The 18,177-nt window shown below is 41.9% G+C and carries 16 protein-coding genes; 12 read left to right on the top strand and 4 right to left on the bottom strand.

Annotation, left to right across the window (positions count from 1 at the left end):
• Nucleotides 1-2: 2 nt before the first annotated feature.
• The 10 genes from CTER_RS07675 to CTER_RS07635 all read left to right on the top strand — a co-directional run bounded on the left by CTER_RS07675 (nt 3) and on the right by CTER_RS07635 (nt 12,005).
• A complete protein-coding gene (locus CTER_RS07675; RefSeq protein WP_004625002.1) occupies nt 3-911 on the top strand; it encodes a LysR family transcriptional regulator in 909 nt (302 codons plus the stop codon).
• Between the two features lie 196 nt (nt 912-1,107).
• Nucleotides 1,108-3,378, top strand: coding sequence for a 5-methyltetrahydropteroyltriglutamate--homocysteine S-methyltransferase (gene metE / locus CTER_RS07670; RefSeq protein ID WP_004624927.1), 2,271 nt, complete (start codon nt 1,108-1,110; stop codon nt 3,376-3,378).
• Nucleotides 3,379-3,519: 141 nt separating this feature from the next.
• Nucleotides 3,520-4,251 carry a MerR family transcriptional regulator gene (locus CTER_RS07665; RefSeq protein ID WP_004625038.1) on the top strand — a complete coding sequence of 244 codons (732 nt, stop codon included), beginning with the start codon at nt 3,520-3,522 and terminating at the stop codon, nt 4,249-4,251.
• A 12-nt stretch (nt 4,252-4,263) separates the two neighbouring features.
• On the top strand, nt 4,264-4,779 hold the full coding sequence (locus tag CTER_RS07660) for a putative immunity protein (RefSeq protein ID WP_004624800.1): 516 nt from the start codon (nt 4,264-4,266) through the stop codon (nt 4,777-4,779).
• A 98-nt stretch (nt 4,780-4,877) separates the two neighbouring features.
• Nucleotides 4,878-5,558: a DUF6273 domain-containing protein gene (locus tag CTER_RS07655; RefSeq protein WP_004624857.1), complete on the top strand. Its 681-nt coding sequence runs from the start codon at nt 4,878-4,880 to the stop codon at nt 5,556-5,558.
• 22 nt (nt 5,559-5,580) lie between these two features.
• The gene (locus tag CTER_RS27950) at nt 5,581-5,721 is read left to right on the top strand and encodes an FAD-dependent oxidoreductase (RefSeq protein ID WP_117387150.1); all 141 of its coding nucleotides are present in this window, start codon (nt 5,581-5,583) and stop codon (nt 5,719-5,721) included.
• Nucleotides 5,722-5,882: 161 nt separating this feature from the next.
• A complete protein-coding gene (locus tag CTER_RS07650) occupies nt 5,883-7,670 on the top strand; it encodes a sensor histidine kinase (protein ID WP_004624959.1) in 1,788 nt (595 codons plus the stop codon).
• Nucleotides 7,671-8,336, top strand: a complete 666-nt coding sequence (locus CTER_RS07645; protein ID WP_004624885.1) for a response regulator — start codon at nt 7,671-7,673, stop codon at nt 8,334-8,336.
• Nucleotides 8,337-8,484: 148 nt separating this feature from the next.
• Nucleotides 8,485-9,429, top strand: a complete 945-nt coding sequence (locus CTER_RS07640; RefSeq protein ID WP_004624993.1) for a hypothetical protein — start codon at nt 8,485-8,487, stop codon at nt 9,427-9,429.
• Nucleotides 9,430-9,542: 113 nt separating this feature from the next.
• Nucleotides 9,543-12,005 (top strand): hypothetical protein, encoded by a 2,463-nt coding sequence (locus CTER_RS07635; protein WP_004625011.1) that lies wholly within the window; start codon nt 9,543-9,545, stop codon nt 12,003-12,005.
• 217 nt (nt 12,006-12,222) lie between these two features.
• Here CTER_RS07635 and CTER_RS07630 read toward each other — a convergent pair whose 3' ends face one another.
• The 4 genes from CTER_RS07630 to CTER_RS07615 are packed head-to-tail and all read right to left on the bottom strand — an operon-like array spanning nt 12,223 to nt 16,116.
• Nucleotides 12,223-13,026, bottom strand: a complete 804-nt coding sequence (locus tag CTER_RS07630; RefSeq protein WP_004624747.1) for an ABC transporter ATP-binding protein — start codon at nt 13,024-13,026, stop codon at nt 12,223-12,225.
• Entirely contained in the window at nt 13,023-14,057 is a 1,035-nt protein-coding gene (locus CTER_RS07625) for a FecCD family ABC transporter permease (RefSeq protein ID WP_004624878.1), read from the bottom strand. Before CTER_RS07625 ends, CTER_RS07630 begins: the two co-directional genes overlap by 4 nt.
• Complete coding sequence (locus CTER_RS07620; protein ID WP_004624858.1) at nt 14,054-15,052, bottom strand: FecCD family ABC transporter permease; 999 nt, start codon at nt 15,050-15,052, stop codon at nt 14,054-14,056. Before CTER_RS07620 ends, CTER_RS07625 begins: the two co-directional genes overlap by 4 nt.
• Complete coding sequence (locus CTER_RS07615) at nt 15,049-16,116, bottom strand: ABC transporter substrate-binding protein (protein ID WP_004624822.1); 1,068 nt, start codon at nt 16,114-16,116, stop codon at nt 15,049-15,051. The genes CTER_RS07620 and CTER_RS07615 overlap by 4 nt, the downstream gene beginning before the upstream one ends.
• Before the next feature lie 209 nt (nt 16,117-16,325).
• Here CTER_RS07615 and CTER_RS07610 point away from each other — a divergent pair, with 209 nt between their 5' ends.
• Both CTER_RS07610 and CTER_RS07605 read left to right on the top strand, forming a co-directional pair.
• Nucleotides 16,326-16,763, top strand: a complete 438-nt coding sequence (locus CTER_RS07610) for a MerR family transcriptional regulator (protein WP_004625031.1) — start codon at nt 16,326-16,328, stop codon at nt 16,761-16,763.
• Between the two features lie 331 nt (nt 16,764-17,094).
• Entirely contained in the window at nt 17,095-18,171 is a 1,077-nt protein-coding gene (locus CTER_RS07605) for an ABC transporter substrate-binding protein (protein ID WP_004624895.1), read from the top strand.
• The last annotated feature ends 6 nt before the right edge of the window (nt 18,172-18,177 follow it).

The raw sequence follows: 18,177 nt of genomic DNA, 5'->3' as shown, positions 1-18,177 counted from the left end.
TAATGACTTTACAGCAGTTGAAATATATAGTGACTGTTGCGGATAAGGGTTCAATCAGTGATGCCGCAAAAGAATTATTTATTTCCCAGCCCAGCCTTACCAATGCCATAAAAGAACTGGAAAATGAAATGCAGATTACCATCTTCAGCCGGACAAATAAAGGGATTGTAGTGTCAAATGCAGGTGATGAATTCCTTGCGTATGCCAGACAGGTTCTTGAACAGGCAAATCTGCTGGAGGAAAGGTTTCTGAATGTCAAAAAACAAAGTCCGAGATTTTCTGTTTCAACCCAACATTATTCCTTTGCGGTGAATGCTTTTGTTGATGTGATCCGGGAATTCGGCGGAAGCCAGTACGATTTTACGCTCAGGGAAACTCAGACCTATGAGATAATAGAGGATGTGAGCAGGCTAAAAAGTGAGATAGGAATTCTTTATACTTCCTCCAAAAACAAGGAAGTCATTATGAAGCTTATTAAGCAGAACAGCCTGGAATTCGAAGAACTTTTTGTGGCAAATCCCCATGTTTTTATCAGTTCAAAGCATCCACTTTCAGGAAAGGATGAAATAACCCTGGATGAGCTTGAGGAGTATCCTTATCTTTCTTTTGAACAGGGGGATTATAACGCATTTTATTTTTCGGAGGAGATCCTCAGTACTCTTGACCGGAACAAAAATATCAAGGTAAGAGACAGGGCCACATTATTCAATCTGGTAATAGGCTTGAACGGGTATACCGTCAGTACCGGGGTAATCAGCAGGGAGCTGAACGGGGAGAATATCATCGCAAAACGGCTTAAGGTAAATGAATATATGCGTGTGGGGACGATAAAGCAAAAGAATGTGACTCTGAGCAGGTATGGAAAGGCATATATGGAAGCGTTAAAAATGCATATATCCGAATATATTTGAATTAACCTGTTGTACTAATTGAAATTTTGTATTGCTTTACGGGTAGATTTAATCAGAATCAATATGAGTGCGTGCTTGAAATAGCTTAAAGCTATATCAAACACGCATTTTTTTGTATTATTCAATATGCTTAAACTGCTCTATACTATTATAAAATAGAATCGATATGAATAGTATGATATAACGGAGGTAGAGAATGAAAAGTGCGATAATCGGTTTTCCGAGGGTGGGAAAGTTAAGAGAATTAAAATTTGCATCGGAGAAGTATTTTAACGGAGAAATAACGGAAGAAAATTTGAATGCGGCAGGAAAGGAATTAAGAAGCGAACACTGGCAGCTACAGAAGAATGCAGGGATAGATTATATACCCTCCAATGATTTTTCCTTTTATGATGGTATGCTGGATGCGACGGTTTTATTGAATGCTGTTCCTCAGGCATACAGGAATTTGAAATTGAGCGGGCATGGAACTTATTTTTCCATGGCAAGAGGTTTTCAGGGAGTACAGGGCGATGTGAAGGCTTTTGCAATGAAAAAGTGGTTCAATACCAATTATCACTATATGGTACCGGAGCTTTATGATGATACGGATATCAAACTTTCGGGGAACAAGCCCTTTGATGAATACGCAGAAGCAAAAGCCATGGGAATTGAAACAAAACCAGTTATTATGGGGGCCTTTACCTTTTTAAAACTGGCGAAATTTAATGGCGGAAAGCACGCTGATGACTTTATGGAAGATATGATCCAGGCATACAGGGATATTCTTGAGAGGTTTGACAAACTTGGTGCCGAATGGCTTCAGTTTGATGAACCCGCCCTGGTAACAGACCTTTCAAGGGAAGATACCGCAAGATTCGTAAAATTATATACCGAAATATTAAAAGAAAAAAAGAAAACAAAAGTATTGCTTCAAACCTATTTCGGAGATGTAAGAGATTGCTACAATGAGATTGCAGCTCTGGATTTTGATGGAATAGGCCTGGATTTTCTGGAAGGAAAGAAGACTCTTGAGCTGGTAAAAACAAACGGATTTCCGGAAAGTAAAATTTTATTTGCCGGCGTCGTCAATGGAAAAAACATCTGGAAATGTGACTATAAAAAAACAATCGGGCTGCTTTCAGAAATCGGAAAATATGCGAAACATGTTGTTGTATCCACATCCTGCTCCCTGCTCCATGTTCCGTATACCCTGGAAAATGAAACAAAACTTGAGAGCGGTGTCAGGGAACACTTTTCCTTTGCAAAGGAAAAGCTCGGAGAACTCCATGAACTGTCCATACTGGCTGAAAGAGATGATTTTGATGCTCTTGACCAATACCGCAATAACAGGAAAGTATTTGAGGCAGACAGGCTTTATGCGGATAAAAAGGTACAGGCCGACGTTTCAGCCCTTTCGGAAGAAGATTTCAGAAGGAAGGTTGACAGAAAGGAGCGGGAACAGCTTCAGAAGACAGAATTTAAATTTCCTTTACTGCCAACTACCACTATCGGCTCATTTCCCCAGACTCAGGAGGTAAAAAAGAACAGGAGCCGCTTCAGGAAAGGTGATATAGATCAGGCAGAATATGACAGACAGGTATTTGCGTTCATAGAGGGCTGTATAAAAAAACAGGAAGATTTAGGGTTGGATGTGCTTGTGCATGGAGAATTTGAACGCAATGACATGGTGGAATTCTTCGGAGAAAATCTTGCAGGATACGTATTTACACAGAATGCATGGGTCCAGTCTTATGGTACAAGATGTGTAAAGCCTCCCATCATATTTGGCGATGTAAAGCGCATCAGGCCGATTACCGTTAAATATTCTCATTATGCACAGAGCTTAACCAGGAAGCCTGTTAAGGGAATGCTGACAGGTCCCGTCACCATATTGAACTGGTCATTTCCCAGAGAAGACGTGAGCCTTAAGGAGATGGCATATCAGATAGGTATAGCCATCCGTGAGGAGGTATGCGACCTGGAAAAGGCCGGAATCAGAATTATCCAGATAGATGAAGCCGCTCTTAAGGAAAAGCTCCCCATAAGAAGAGAAGAATGGTACAGCGAATATCTGGACTGGGCTATTCCGGCATTCCGTCTCTGCCACAGCAAGGTGAAGCCCGAAACGCAGATTCATACACATATGTGCTACAGTGAGTTTGAAGAGATTGTAAAAGATATCGATAATATGGATGCAGATGTTATTTCTTTTGAAGCATCCCGTTCCAGACTTACCATTATTGATGCTCTGAAAGCAAATAATTTTGAAACCGAAGTCGGACCGGGAGTATATGACATACACTCCCCAAGGATACCGGCGGTGGAGGAAATCGTTCAGGCCCTGCATAAGATGCTTGAGAAGATTGACAGGAACAAGCTGTGGGTGAATCCGGATTGCGGTTTGAAAACAAGGGGTATACCTGAGACCGAAGCAAGTCTTAGGAATCTGGTGAAAGCGGCTGAAATAGTGAGAAAACAGTTATAGACAGCAGTATAAAGGTGCCTTTATGGAGATGTAATCTCTGTAAAGGCATTTTATTTTTAAAACCCTCCACTGTCGTACCAGGGTTATTGCCGCATGCTATAATGAGATATGAAATCAAGGTAACCAAAGAGGCGGTGTACAATGAGAACCTATAGTACTTCTGAAATTGCCGGTATAATGGGGATACATCCAAACACTGTAATGCTGTACGAGAAATGGGGCTACCTGGCTCCTGTTGAAAGAAGGAAAAATGGCTACAGGGTTTATAACGAAACCCATCTGGAGCAGATTAAGCTGGTAAGACTGGCATTGAGAAGCCAACTGATCAAATGCTATATGAAGTTTGAAGTCCAAAATATTATAAGAAGTGCTGCCCGGGGGAATTTAAAAAAGGCTTTGGAGCTGAGCAGAGAGTATTTGGCACATATACAAAATGAAAAGAATAATGAACTCAGGGTAATGAAAATAATACGGAAAATTTTGAAAAATGATTTGCAGGAAGAAAAAGATATTTTACTAAATAGAACTGAAGCCGCAAAACTGCTGGGGGTTTCAATAAATGTCATTATATACTGGGAGAGAAACGGGCTTCTTGATGTGCCGAGAAGTAAAAATGGTTATCGCGTTTATGGAGAGAATGAAATAAAGCTGCTTGGAGTCATTAAGGTGTTGAGGCAGGAAAACTACAGCACACAGTGCATATGCAGAATGCTTGAAAAACTGAAACCCGGAAGTGAGGGAAATAACAGGTTCTTATCCGGAGAAACGGAAGATTCGGAGGAGCTGTTGTCTTCCCTGTCTGAGGCTGAGTGTGATGTAAAGGAATTGATTGATTATATAGGTGGGTTGATAAATAAAAAAATGGAGATTTAAAGAGGTGTAAGCATGAGAGGCGGAAAGAAGGACAGTTATATGGGAGATGTGGGAATAATAAGAAAAATTGATGATATTCCTGAGTTAAAAGACGAGCTTATTGCCGCATTTGACAGTAAAAGCCATAGTCATAAGGCTATTTCATGTTATAGTCTGCTGTTGGCGCAGCATATTTTAGATTTGACCAATATGCAGCCCTGTGATGAAATAAATGAATGTTTTGATATCAGCAGGAAATGGCAGGAGGGAAAGGCCAGGTTCCAGGAGGCCAGGAATGTGGCCTTTAAGTTGCACAGATTAGCACGGGAGGAAAAGGACCCCATAAAAGTAAAGGTTTTAAGAGTTATGGGACAGGTTGCTGCCACTCCTCATGTGAAGAGACATGCATTAATAGCATCAGACTATGCAATAACCTTAATTAATTTAATGTATCCTAAAAATTTGGAGGAAGTAAGAAAAGAGAGAAAAATTCAGATTGAATTAATGAAGAGTGTATGTTGTCCTCGCGTACCAATTGATTTTAATTAAATTTATCTGTAAATTAAAACAAAATTTCAATTGGCACAACGAGTCAAATCAGATTGTCAGGCATAAATAATTTATAAATTATGAAGGAGGACAGCAATTTGCAGATAGTTGATTGTTACCGTAATGCAAAAGAAGGAGAAATCATTACCTTTGGCACTTATCCGCAGACCTCGGCTGGAACTTCTGCAGCACCGGTGGAGTGGCGGGTGCTGCAGAAGTCCGGGAGTGAGCTGTTCATTCTGAGCGAGCATATTTTGGACTGCAAAAGGTATCACGGCAAGTCGGCGGATATTACATGGTATGATTGCGTGGCTATTAACTGGCGTGACTGTGATTTGCGCAAATGGCTGAACGATGAATTCTATAACACTGCATTTACTGCAGCAGAAAAGGAATTTATAAAGACGGCTCATTGCACCGGCAACGGAGAAGACAGTCCGGATACCGAGGACAGGGTTTTTCTGCTGAGCGTTAATGAGATAAAGGAAGTATCCGACAAACACGGCAAGACTCTGCTGCGTGCAGGCGGGACGGATTTTGCCAAAATGAAAAAACCTGATGGCTGCAGCTTATATGTATATGATAAAACCAACAAAGATAACTATATTATCAGAAACGGACAGGAAACCGGCTGCTCCTGGTGGTGGCTGAGAACACAGGGAAACAAGCCGACCCGTGCGTTTTTTGTCGGTACGGGCTGCAGTATACGCAGCTATGCCAATGTCAGTGCAGCCCGTGACGGTGTCCGCCCCGCGTTGAAAATTAATCTTGCAGTATGAAAAGGCGGTTGATGGCAGGGTTATGAATATATGCATGGCAATGGGCCAGGCGGTAGGAACAGGTGCAGCACTTGCAGCTGAAACAGGCGTAACACCCAGAAGACTTAATTACAAACTCATTCAGGAGGAATTAACTTTACTGGGCGTGAAGCTGTTCGATTAAATAAAAGCAAAAGGGGTTTTCCTTCTATTTGGAAAACCTCTTTTGTTTATTAATGTAAAATAAAGTAAAAATATAAATAAATTTCCAAGAAGGCATATTTTATGGTATAATTTAATAAACATTTTTCGATAAGAATAGCATATCTACAGGAGGATACAAATTTGTATGATTTTTTTGATATTCTGATGAAAATAGTTTTGGTTATATCGTTAATTCTTTCACTGGCCATTATAATATTTTCCTCATTAAGAGGGAAAAGGACACTATTATTGACAAGTTTTGTAATCTTCCAGTCGATGTTTGCATTATTGTGCGCTACACAGCTTCTGCAGTATATGGAAATAATAATTAAAAATATTTTTTATAGAACAGTTAAATATTTTCTCATGTGTTTTACTACTTATGGTTTATTGGTTTTTTGCCTCATATTTATAAACCGCAGGGTAAAAACCGGAAAAACCGTGATTTTGGCAGTTCCACCTTTTATTATATTCCTTATGAAAGTATTCGCAGAAATTAATTTAAGGTCGGCTTCTGAAGTGCGTATATTAAAATTTATAATCCATGGGGCTTATAATTCCTTTCCATACATATATCTGGTGGTGACTGCCGTTTTGTTGCTGAAGTACTGTATTGTAAATCTTTTTGACTCCAGGAGGAAATCAATAACTCTGGTTCTTTTTATCAGCCTTCTAATTGGTACAGGTATCTGGTTCAATATTTTCTGCCTGATTTTCAGGAATAGACTGGGCCTGATCCACATAGGAAACGTTGCCGCATTTTTAAATATAGCCATTTCATCAGTAATTTTCAGTGTATTGACTTTAAAATACAGGTTTTTAAATATTGCTGCAGCTTTCAAAAAAATTGTCGACAGTCTGGAAGATGCCGTGTTTTTTATCGATATGTTTGGGAAAATTACCTACTACAATGATTCATTTGTCAGAACTTTCGAACTGGAGGCCTCGAGGAAAAAACACTTTGAGGCAGACATTTTTTGCCGCAGGTTAAGGAATATGTTTAAAATCTCACCTGCAGGTGAAAAGATAATAAGTGCCATACAGGCACCTGCGGCCTATGAAATCCAAGGAGAAATGGCAATGCTGGAGCATGGGGAAAAACATTTCACAGTAAAAGTGCAGCCTTTGTTTAACAGTACAAAGGAAGCATTGGGGAGAGTTGTTTCCTTCAGTGACATATCCCAGCATAAAAAGCTTCTGCATAAAATCAGTGACAAAAACCAGGAAATTACGGCAATGAATGAAGAGCTTACTGCAGCAAATGAAGAACTGACAGCTCTAAACGAACAGTTAAATGAATATGCCAGCACGGTGGAAGAGCTTGCTGTCGCCAGGGAGCGCAACCGGATTGCAAGGGACTCACATGATACAATAGGGCATACAATGGCCAAACTAATTACTCTTCTTGAAGTATGCTGCGTTATATACGATAAAAATCCCGAAGCAACCTATGAGAAATTGAATGAAGCTGTGAAAGATGCAAGAGAAGGAATGAGAGATATCAGGCGCTCAATTGAAGGTCTGGTTCCGGAGAAACTTGCGGCGGATAATCTTAAGACTGCTTTAGGAAGCCTGATTTCGGATTTTCTGCCTTCGGGGATTAAAATAAACCTTTCATTAATCGGGGATGTCAATAATATCACACAGGTTTATTCCTATGTTGTTTTCAGGGTGTGCCAGGAGGCATTGACCAATTCTCTGCGCCATGGAAAAGCAGAAAACGTTACTATTATTCTGAAAGCATATGAAAAACATATAGAGCTTTATATTTTTGATGACGGAATAGGGTGCAGGAAAATAAAAAAGGGTTTCGGGCTGAATGGAATGGAGCAGAGAGTTATGGATATTAATGGAGTTATCAGGTATGGGTCTGATGGAGAAAAGGGTTTTAATATTATTGTAAAAATACCTTTGAAGGGGGCAGAATAAATGTGCAGAGTTATTATTGCCGATGACCAGGAAGTAATTCGCGAGGGTTTGAAGCAACTTATTGAACAGGATGATGAAATTAAGGTTGTAGGCTGTGCGGGTAATGGAAAGGAGGCGTATGAATTATGCGGCAAATTGTCTCCTGATATTGTATTGATGGACATGATCATGCCCGTATGTGATGGGATCGAGTGTACAAGACTGGTCAAGGATACATATAAAAGCGTTAAAGTTGTTATTTTAACGACTTTCAGTGACAGGGAGAAAATATCTCAAGCCCTGTATAACGGAGCAGATGGATTTGTCTATAAGGACATAAAAATTACAGAACTACGGCAATTAATAAAAAGTACGGTCAAAGGTTTAAGAGTAGTGCATCCAAATGTTGTCAGAACAATAATGGATTCCGGGGAAGGATGTGACGCCGGGTCAAGCTCGAAAGGGGTGACAGCCGGTGAAAAGTTCAACCTTACTGAAAGGGAGAAGAGTGTTATCAGCCTGATAGTATTGGGAAAAAGTAACAGAGAAATTGCTGCCAGCCTGTTTATTACTGAAGGAAGGGTAAAGAACGTAATAACAAGAATCCTTGACAAGCTCAGGTGCAAGGACCGCACACAACTGGCCATATTCGCAGTTGTAAACAATATTATACAGGTAAGGGATTAGCATTTGCCTCCTTTATTTATAGTGAAAAAAGTCACCGGCAGGGTGAAAAAAGTCGATACTATTATCACCTTTACCATATATTGCAAATTTGTTATTATCTGTTTGTGGCCGGCCGCTAATAAAATTAATATGAAGGGATGATACTTTTATGCGTTTATTAAAGATTAATCGTCTGATATGCTGTATTTTATTGGTATGCCTTACTTTTTCCTTCGGTTTCACTGCATATGCCGCTCCATCCAATGACATTCAGTTTATGAAATCCATTAATACCGATACTGTAAAAAGCATGAACAGCGCAATGCTCAATTCTTTCCTGCTTAATAAGTTAAAAAGCATGGAAGGTCAGCTATTAAACGAATTCCATGACAAATGCAAATACATTGACGGTTTCAGGGTTGATGATGTTTCACTGGACACCCAGACAGGAACTGTAGCATTAAAATTCTATGCTCACTTTAAATATAAGAAAGGTATAATCAAAATAACAACTCACGGAACATTTGGAGTCAAAGCCAACCTGTTTGTGGCCTCCGATGCTTCTGCCTTCGGGGTGGGGGACTTTACGGTGACCGAATTCAATATCAATAACTTCCCGGGTGAAATAGAAAAAGAAATAAAAAATTCCTTGAACAGGAAGGACTATAAAACGATATGGACGTCGGACAGTGCACCGGCCCAATATGAGAAATTTACCGAAGCTTCAATGTCTGTGTACATAACAAAATTATTAAATGAAAACATTGAAACATCTTTGGTAAAAGAATTGCCTAATGGCCTGGGAACTGTTGAGGGCAGAATCGAGAACCTTAATTGCAGTGAATTTTCCTTTGCCAGGGGAGTTTCAGATATAGGCGGGGATATAAAGGTTTTATTGACTAATTCCTCAGGTGAAACACAATCCTTTGATCTTGCACATTTTAATATCCACCTTGACCTTTTTGTGGATACCTCCGACAATAAACTGATAATAAAGATCAGCCCCGAAATAAACCTTGCCTTGCTGGGGGAACTATTTGACGATGATATTAACAAGGCACTTAAAGAACAGCTCCTGAAAGACGGGGAGTACATTAAACTGTTAAGACTTTAATTAAAAATTTTCATTGATAATTCCTCTGAGACTGTGCAGAAAACTGGTAAAGGGTGCTTTGCCGGTTTTCTGCGCAGTTTTGTATAAAATATGAAATGTGGGGAGTGAAATAAATGTTAAGAATGTTTAAATTATTCAGGCCTGTAGTTGCAGGCATTATAATACTTGTATTAACAGTTACCCAACTTGGGTATTCCTTTGCGGCAGAGAATGAGAGCCGGAGTGAGGTTTTCATAAATGAAGCGTCCGGAGTGACCGAAACACTGAAAAAATTAAATGTAGAGGAATTCAACAAATATGTTCTGGATTTTATAAATAAAAATAAAAAGGCAATAGAGGATTCCATAATAAATGAGAAGCTGGACAGGTTTGATATAAGTGAAATAGAATTTGACATTGGCACAGGCGGGATAAGTTTTAACTTTTCAGCCCACTATGTGGAAAAAATACTTGGAATACCGCTGAAAATTACATTTACCGGAAAAATACTTGCAAAACTAAAGGCCAGTGCCGATTATTCACAGCTGGGAATTCAACTGACCGGGCTGGAAAACTTTAAGATTGCAAAATGTCCCGAGTCGGTTGAAAATGCAATAAAGGATTATCTGAATACGGTGATACCAAATGTTTTTTTCTGGCAGGAGGGAGAAACACCGGACGGTTATGTATCCTGTGACATTAACAATTTGAGAAACGTAATTCAGGGGCTGCTTGAAAAGGAAGCTTCTAAAACTGTGATGGATATAACGCTTCCGGGTGGGACTGTAAAGGTTTTGGTTGATACTGTACAATGCGATAAATTTGATATTGAAACAGGAGATGTAAGAAGCAAGGCATTTATATCCCTTGATGTAAATTTATTTTCTGGAAAGAGTGCATTTTTTAAAAGGTTCTGCAGTATTGAGCTTGAAGCCGACTTATTTATAGACGAAACAGACAATATATGGTTGAGCGTAAAGAAAAACGTATTTACTTTGAAAGACGGTAATGAAGGCTTGCACAAAGAAATAAACGGTTATATTGAAAAGGAACTGGTAAAGAAATTTGGAAAGGAAAAGCTGATAAAGCTGGGTGGTGGGATAGAAATTAAAGGTGCCCCTGCTTCCAATCTTTCAGATCGGGTTAAAAACGGTTTCTCACAGCCTTCTTCACCATGTCCGGTTATACAGGGTAATGAAATAACGCCCGAACAGGAATTTGTGAAAGAGAATTCGCTCAACAGGCCAGGTGATCCCATTGTAATAAAGGGACAAGACATATCCGCCTTAAATGGTATTAATCCTGATGAATTGGTTGCTTTCAAATATGACGGAGGATGGAAGCAAATTCCCGTACAGGTTGATGAACGGGCTGTAGTAAGCGTAGCAAAGATATACAATGCCAGTGAAAAAATTATGATACTTTTTGAACTGGCGGGTAGAAACGATGTATCAATACTCACTTATACGGACAGAAACACGTTTACTTTGGGAGACCCGGACAAAACCCTCGACAGTGATGATGAAATAGTATTCATGTCAAAAGATGCAGGGGGAATGCCGGCTGACTTTTCCGAGCCCGCAGGTGTAACAACGGGACCGGCAGTGAGAGTAGTGATTTCAGATCCACTGGATAAGAAAGGCTGCGGTTGTGTATACTTGTTCAGGCAGGACGGAACACTTGATCAGAGTGCAGGAAAGCAATATGTGAAATATGATTTCAAGCTGCTGTCCGGAGATTACAAAACAACCTATAAAACAGGAGACGGGCCTAATAAGGAGGATTCTGCAGTCACTACTCCTTACTACTCCTGCCACTTTTCCGACCGGTGGATCAAAGACGAAATCCATATTATGAAAGGGAGTTCCAGCGGAGTTGATATTCTGGACAGACATAAGGAACTCTTCAAGCCGGGTGTATCCACAAGAACCGAGGATACTTTTTGTGAAGGTGCAGCTACAGGTTTCCCCGCCGAAGGCTGTTTCACAGCAAATATCTCAGGGCCGGTAAGAGCAATCCGATCTTATATGGGAGCCAACAGCGGCTTCATCACCCAAAGAGAACATATATTTTATGAAGACAGGGAGGATATCAATACATATCTTAGAGTGCATCCAATTTCAGGAGTTGTAGATTTTCTTGATTACAGCCCGGCAGCCGCAGGAATGACCTATACCAATGACCTTAATAAATCGGGAGTAATTATTGATGGAAAGCCTGATACTTTGATGCAGGGGCCGATTAAATGGGAGATGGCCGGCGGAGATCAGGGATCTCTGGTGACTGTTCATAATATAAGCAGCGACATACCTGGTTTTTCTTATACTTCATATTATTTGGATAACAATAACCCTCAGGTAAAAACAGACCTGCAGTTTACAGGAGATCCTTATGCGTATGGGGCATCGGGTATATGGGTGGACAAACCTATAGATAATACAGACCCAACCAACGGAATGGCTTACAATATGATACTAAAAAGGTACATGTACTTCGAAAACCCGTGGTATTCCACCGAGGGGGCGGAGCAATATTCATTGCAGTCCCAAAATCCTTTTCATATAACTGTAAGCCCATACGGGAATAATGGGTACTAGCATTATCCCGTGAAATCAAATAGAATTGTATTACAAAGTATTACAAATTTTTGTTTCTATTACTGAAAAAGCTATGAACTATCGAAATGATTATGACCGCGTCTCCGAGCAGATGAACCGTTTATTTTATCAAGGTTTCACAACTGACTGAATTTTTAGGAGCCTATACCAAAGTTTAATTGGGATAGGCTCCTAAAAATTTATAGATACTGTTCATTCAGCAGCTCACGTGATGCCTTCCCTTCGGCACGATAAAAGGGGAGTCGGATACAGGATCACGGATAACCTGGCAGTCGAGATCAAAGACCTGCTTGATCAATTCCTCGGTAATGATATCGGAAGGCGTACCCTCGGCTATGAGTTTTCCTTTGCGGAGGGCGAACAAATAGTCCGCATATCTTGCCGACAGGTTGATGTCATGCAGGACCATGACGATGGTGGTACCCCTGTTTCTGTTCAGATCGGTCAGTAAATCAAGTATTTCAACCTGATAGCTTATATCCAGGAAAGTCGTGGGTTCATCCAGGAGCAGTATATCGGTCTGCTGGGCAAGGGCCATGGCAATCCATACACGCTGGCGCTGCCCGCCCGAGAGTTGATCGACACTATGGTTTGCCAGGTTTGTGATACCCATGATTTCCAATGCCTCTTCAACTGCTTCATAATCCTTTTTGCCCAGTCCTTTAAAAAAGGATTGATAGGGAAATCTGCCGCGCCCGACTAAATCCGCAACGGTAATGCCTTCCGGAGCAACCGGTGATTGGGGAAGGAGCCCGAGAACTCTTGCCAATTGCTTTGGAGGTATGTCGGTAAGCTTCTTTTCACCGAGGACAATTTCCCCGGAGACAGGTTGGATTAACCGGGAAAGTGTCTTAAGCAGGGTGGACTTGCCGCAAGCATTAGCACCGATGATCACACTGATTTTATTGATTGGAATTGTCATATTGATACCGTCAATAATGATTTTTTTATCATATCCGGCAACAATATTATTGGTTTTTAATAAATGCGCAGTCTTCATGCCGACCCTCCTGTTCTATTCATGCGGATAAGTAGATAGAGTAAATATGGCGCTCCCAGAATACCGGTGATGATGCCGACAGGGAATCGGGTATCGAAAGCAAACTGTCCGATCAAATCAGCTCCCAGTACCAGTATGGAGCCTACCAGGCCTGAAGGCAATTCATTTGGTGCACCTATGCCGACAAGCCTGGCTGCTATGGGACCGGCAAGAAAAGCTACAAAGGAAACAGGTCCTGTTACTGAAGTAGCAAAGGCAATCAGCAGCACTGCACTCAAAATCAGTAAAAGCCGCGTTAAATCAGTTCTGACTCCAAGGGTGACAGCGGACTGCTCGCCTAACTCCAGGATTTTGAGATGTCTTCCAAGAAATAGAATGACCATGCCAAAGATGGCAATAACCAGGAACAGCACGGGTATCCTGGTCATCCGGATGCCGTTCAGACTGCCGCTAAGCCATATGAGCGCACCCGGAACATCATACTGGGAAGCCCTCAGCAGCAGGTAAGAGATAATTGCGTTCAGCATGGCCTGTACACCGATGCCGATGAGAATAAGCTTACCACCTGAGAAACTGCCTCCCCTGGAGAGCACATAAATCAACGCTGCCACCATGATCCCTGCGATGACGGCGGCAATTGAAACAAGGGTGCCGCTTACTTTGAGAACAAGTATGCAAAAAACAGCCGCAGCACTGGAACCGGATGATATGCCTATGATATCCGGACTGGCCAGAGGGTTCCGCAGCATTGTCTGAAAAGTACTGCCGGCTATCCCGAAGGCCATTCCAACAAAAAGACCTGAAAGCATCCGGGGCAATCTTAAAGTGCCGATTGCAAAAGTAGCCCCCTGTATCTGTTCACCAAGGAGGACTCTTAATGCGGTATCAAGGGGATATATGGTATTTCCGAGTAAAAGGGCTGCAACACAAAGTGCAAAAGCCAGCATACCCAGAAGAATGGTCACAAGGGTCCAGCGGAGCTGTCTGCGGCGGTATCCGTATTTGATTATATCTGAATTGTTTACTGTCATAATGTACGCACCTTCGCTCTCATGGCAATGATAATAAGTATTGGAGCACCCAGGAACGAAGTAACAATTCCTGACTCAAGTTCGCCAGGGCTGCCTATGAGTCTTCCCAGAACATCGGATATGGTCAGAAGGATAGCTCCGCCCACTGCCGACATGGGAATAACAAGCCGGAGATTTGGGCCGCAGATCAGCCGCATGGTATGTGGGACCATTAAGCCGACAAAGCCGATAGGTCCGGCCAGAGCGGTTGTTGCACCGCATAACAGGACACCGGACAGTGCCCCGATAAGCCGGATGGTTCCGGTACGGACACCAAGACCTGTTGCAACATCGTCCCCCAGGGCAAGGGCATCCAGGGCAGGACTGACCAGCAGGCCCATGAGCATTCCGACGATAAGAAAAGGAAGTATCGTATATATGCCTTCCCAGGTGGCGCCGCTGATGCTTCCCACCTGCCAGAAGCGAAAGGCGTTCATCACTTCGGTACGGGGAAGGATTACCGCACTGACCACAGAGGATAGGGCAGCACTGGTTGCCGCACCGGCTAAAGCAAGCTTGATTGGGGTTGCGCCGCCATAACCCAGAGATCCGATTCCATAGACAAACAGGGACGTAACCGCTGCTCCCATTAAAGCAAGCCATATGTACTGGCTGAATGAACCGATATGCAAGAAGGCCATCCCGCTGACCACAAACAAGGAAGCGCCGGTATTGACGCCCAGAATGCTGGGGTCTGCAATTGGATTGCGTGTGATTGCCTGCATAAGGGCGCCGGATACTCCGAGCGCTGCTCCGGCTATAATACCAAAAACAGTTCTCGGGATCCGTTCATGAACTACAATATCTATTAAACTTGTTTTTTTAGAATGAATTAGAATGTCTATCACGTCGGGAAAATTGACAAAGCGTGCCCCAAAGGCCAGGGAAGCCAAAATACACACCAAGAGGATAAACATACTGCAAACCAGCAAGGCAATTATTTTAGAGGATTTCATTTTACTTTATCAGCTGCCTCTCCAATAACGCGAAGATAATCATCGGTGGCTGCCGGGATGGAAAGTGCACTTGGTGTTCCGGAGGCCGCAAGAGGCGTACCGTCTTCAATTACCGCTACAGAACCCCTCTTGACTGCCGGAATGGTTCCGACGAGAGCATCCGCCTGCAGTGCACCAAGTAATTTGTCGTTGCCATAGGTGATTATAATGTCAATGTCCTGAAGAATATCTACATTTTCCGCACTTACCTCCAGAGCAAAACTATTGCTCTCAGCTGCCAGTTTAGCAACACTTTCAGGTAATTTCATGCCCAGGTCTGTCAGATATGCAGCACGCGGATCGCTGGGCAGGTACACATAAAACTTACTTAAATCTGTCGGGGTGAAATAGAAGAAAGCAGCTGATTTTCCCGAGATTTGCGGATAATTGCCGGTCTTTTCTTTAATGAAAGCTTCCAGTTCGCTGACCAGTGCCTCACCTTCGGCTTTCATACCCATACCGGTTGCGTCCATCACTATCTGATCACGCCAGAAGGTTTGATAGGGCTGTGTCGGATAAGCCACAACAGGTGCGATTTCACTTAATAAATTATATTCTTCCTGTGTAATACCCGAATATGCTGCCAGAATGACATCGGGCCGGACATCGCTGATGGCTTCATAATTCAAACCGGCAACATCGTCAAAAATAACAGGATTATCTACACCCAATTCCTTGAATTTTGCCAGGGTCCAGGGTAGAAGTCCGCTATTATCCGTAACACCATAGTTGGCTTTGGAAACACCCACAGGGATGACGCCTAAAGCCAGGGGCAGGTCCTGGTTACCCCAGGCGATGGTAGCAACGCGTTCGGGTTTGCTTTTTATAACAGTTTCTCCAAAAGCATGTTTGATTGTAATCGGATATGCAGCTTCAGAAACGGCGGCAGTGCTTTCTCCTGCCGCAGATGTTTGAGAAGCGGAGGTATCAGTAACATCGGAGGATGTTGATTTTGTGCAGCCTGATAAGACAAGTGAGAATACTATTACAGTTGTAAAAATTAATTGAAGTTTTTTAAATTTCATAATGCTTCCTTTCTTATGTTGGTTATATAAGGTAAATTATTATGTACTGGTTAGCGTATGCTAACTAGCTAAGTGAATATTACAATCATTATCAATTAATGTCAAGTGATTTCTATAAAATTTAATAATGGCTTATTTTTCCTCTTGACTCTTCCGTTGGGGAAGCAATTATTATATATTTAATAGAGATGAAAGGACGAAAACACACTATGGCAGATTTATTGAAAATCAAGGAGGTATCAAGCCGGTATGATGTGACTGCCCGAACCCTCAGGTATTATGAAGTTCTGGGAAGTTTTGATATATGGTTTTGTGAATATGACAAAATGCGAAAAGGCATATCATTTTCACCGCTTGACTTTATGTTTTTTGAAGAAGATGGCAGAGGAATGTGGTTATATGCAGTTGAAGACTGGGTAACGGAAAAGGATACGAACGGGTATGAAATAATTGAATTTGAAGGCAGGCTATACGCAAACGCAGTATCCATGGGGATTAAACAGTGGATTGACAATAGTGGATTTGAGCTTGACGAGCGTGAAGGACACAGGACGATGTGCCATATGATCGTAGGCGAGAAGATGAACCGTGGACTTGGATATAAGCAACTGGACATATTTGTGCCCATTAAATTGCGGACGGAATGACATTTTTTTTTGCTTTCAGGAACAGAAATTAGTCTGCATATGTTTTATATGTTGACACCAATGTTTAAAGGGTATATAATACTCTTTAAAGAATAGTAATCAGATATGTATACTAATATATACTTGACAGAAGGTACATTGTTTAATTCTATAAAAAGCATTAAACGGGTAATAAAGATAATAACTTAATAGATATAACTGACTGGATTAACCGGAGGTTTAAAAAACATAATTTATGTTTTTTAAACCTCCGGTTTTTATTTTTGCAATTTTGAAAAATTTATCCGCTGAAAAGCGGTACATAATAAAAATATTAGGGGGCAAACAAATCATGAAAAAAAGATCAGGAAAAATTGCAGGCCTTACGGCGCTGGCCATAACTCTCGGCATATTGCTGACCGCCTGTGCGGGCAAACCGGTTGAAGAGAGCAATAACAGTGCCACTCCCGCAAATACGTCAACAGCTGCCAGGGTCGAATTCAAATACGGAAAGATCGACATACCCGGCAAGGACGGCGCACTCTGCGGAGTTCCCATTTATATTGCATATGATAAAGGCTTTTTTGCCGAGGAAGGTTTTGATGTAACCCTTATCTCGGCCAGTGCAGAGACCCGCAAAATCGGTCTGAACAACGGCACAATCCCCATTGTAAACGGTGATTTCCAGTTCTTCCCTTCAATTGAAAATGACGTTAAGGTGAAAGTTGTGGATGGCCTGCACAATGGTTGTATCAAGTTTCTTGTGAAGAAGGATTCGCCCATCAGCGGCGTTAAAGATCTGAAGGGTCTGAAAATCGGCATTGATGAAGTGGGCGGCACGCCGCACCAGGTTGCATCGGTCTGGCTTGAGAAGAACGGGATATCAGCAAAGCCCGAGGACGGTGAAGTGACCTTTCTTCCGTTTGACGACGGTAACCTTGAAGTGGAAGCCCTCAAAAAGGGCGATATCGATGTAGCGGCTCTATGGGATCCGTTCGGTTCGGTTCAGGAGAAGACCGGGAATTACAAGGTCATCTTTGATCTTTCCACCGACCCCACCTTCGCAGGTAAATACTGCTGCTTCCTTTACGCTTCTGAAAAAGTCCTTTCCGAAGAGCCCGGAAAAATAGCCGCATTGCTAAGAGCCTACAACAAGGCACAGAACTGGATTGCTGAAAATCCGGAAGAAGCTGTTCAGATTGTCATTGACAGGAAATACTCCGCTATTGAGGACAAAGAACTTGCCGTGGAGCTTGTGAAGCATTATCAGTATCCTTCAAAGCATGACCATGAGGTCAATAAGCAGGACGTAGGAAAAGATGTACTCTATTTTGCGACTGAGCTCTACAATATCGGATACCTGAAAACCAATCCCGATGAATTCGTAAAAAAAGCATATCAAAAAGTGGACCTGACACTGGGGAAATAGGAGGCG

It is taken from the genome of Ruminiclostridium cellobioparum subsp. termitidis CT1112, from assembly GCF_000350485.1.
GTDB classification, from domain to species: domain Bacteria; phylum Bacillota; class Clostridia; order Acetivibrionales; family DSM-1351; genus Ruminiclostridium; species Ruminiclostridium termitidis.
This window is presented reverse-complemented; position numbering and strand designations above follow the sequence as displayed.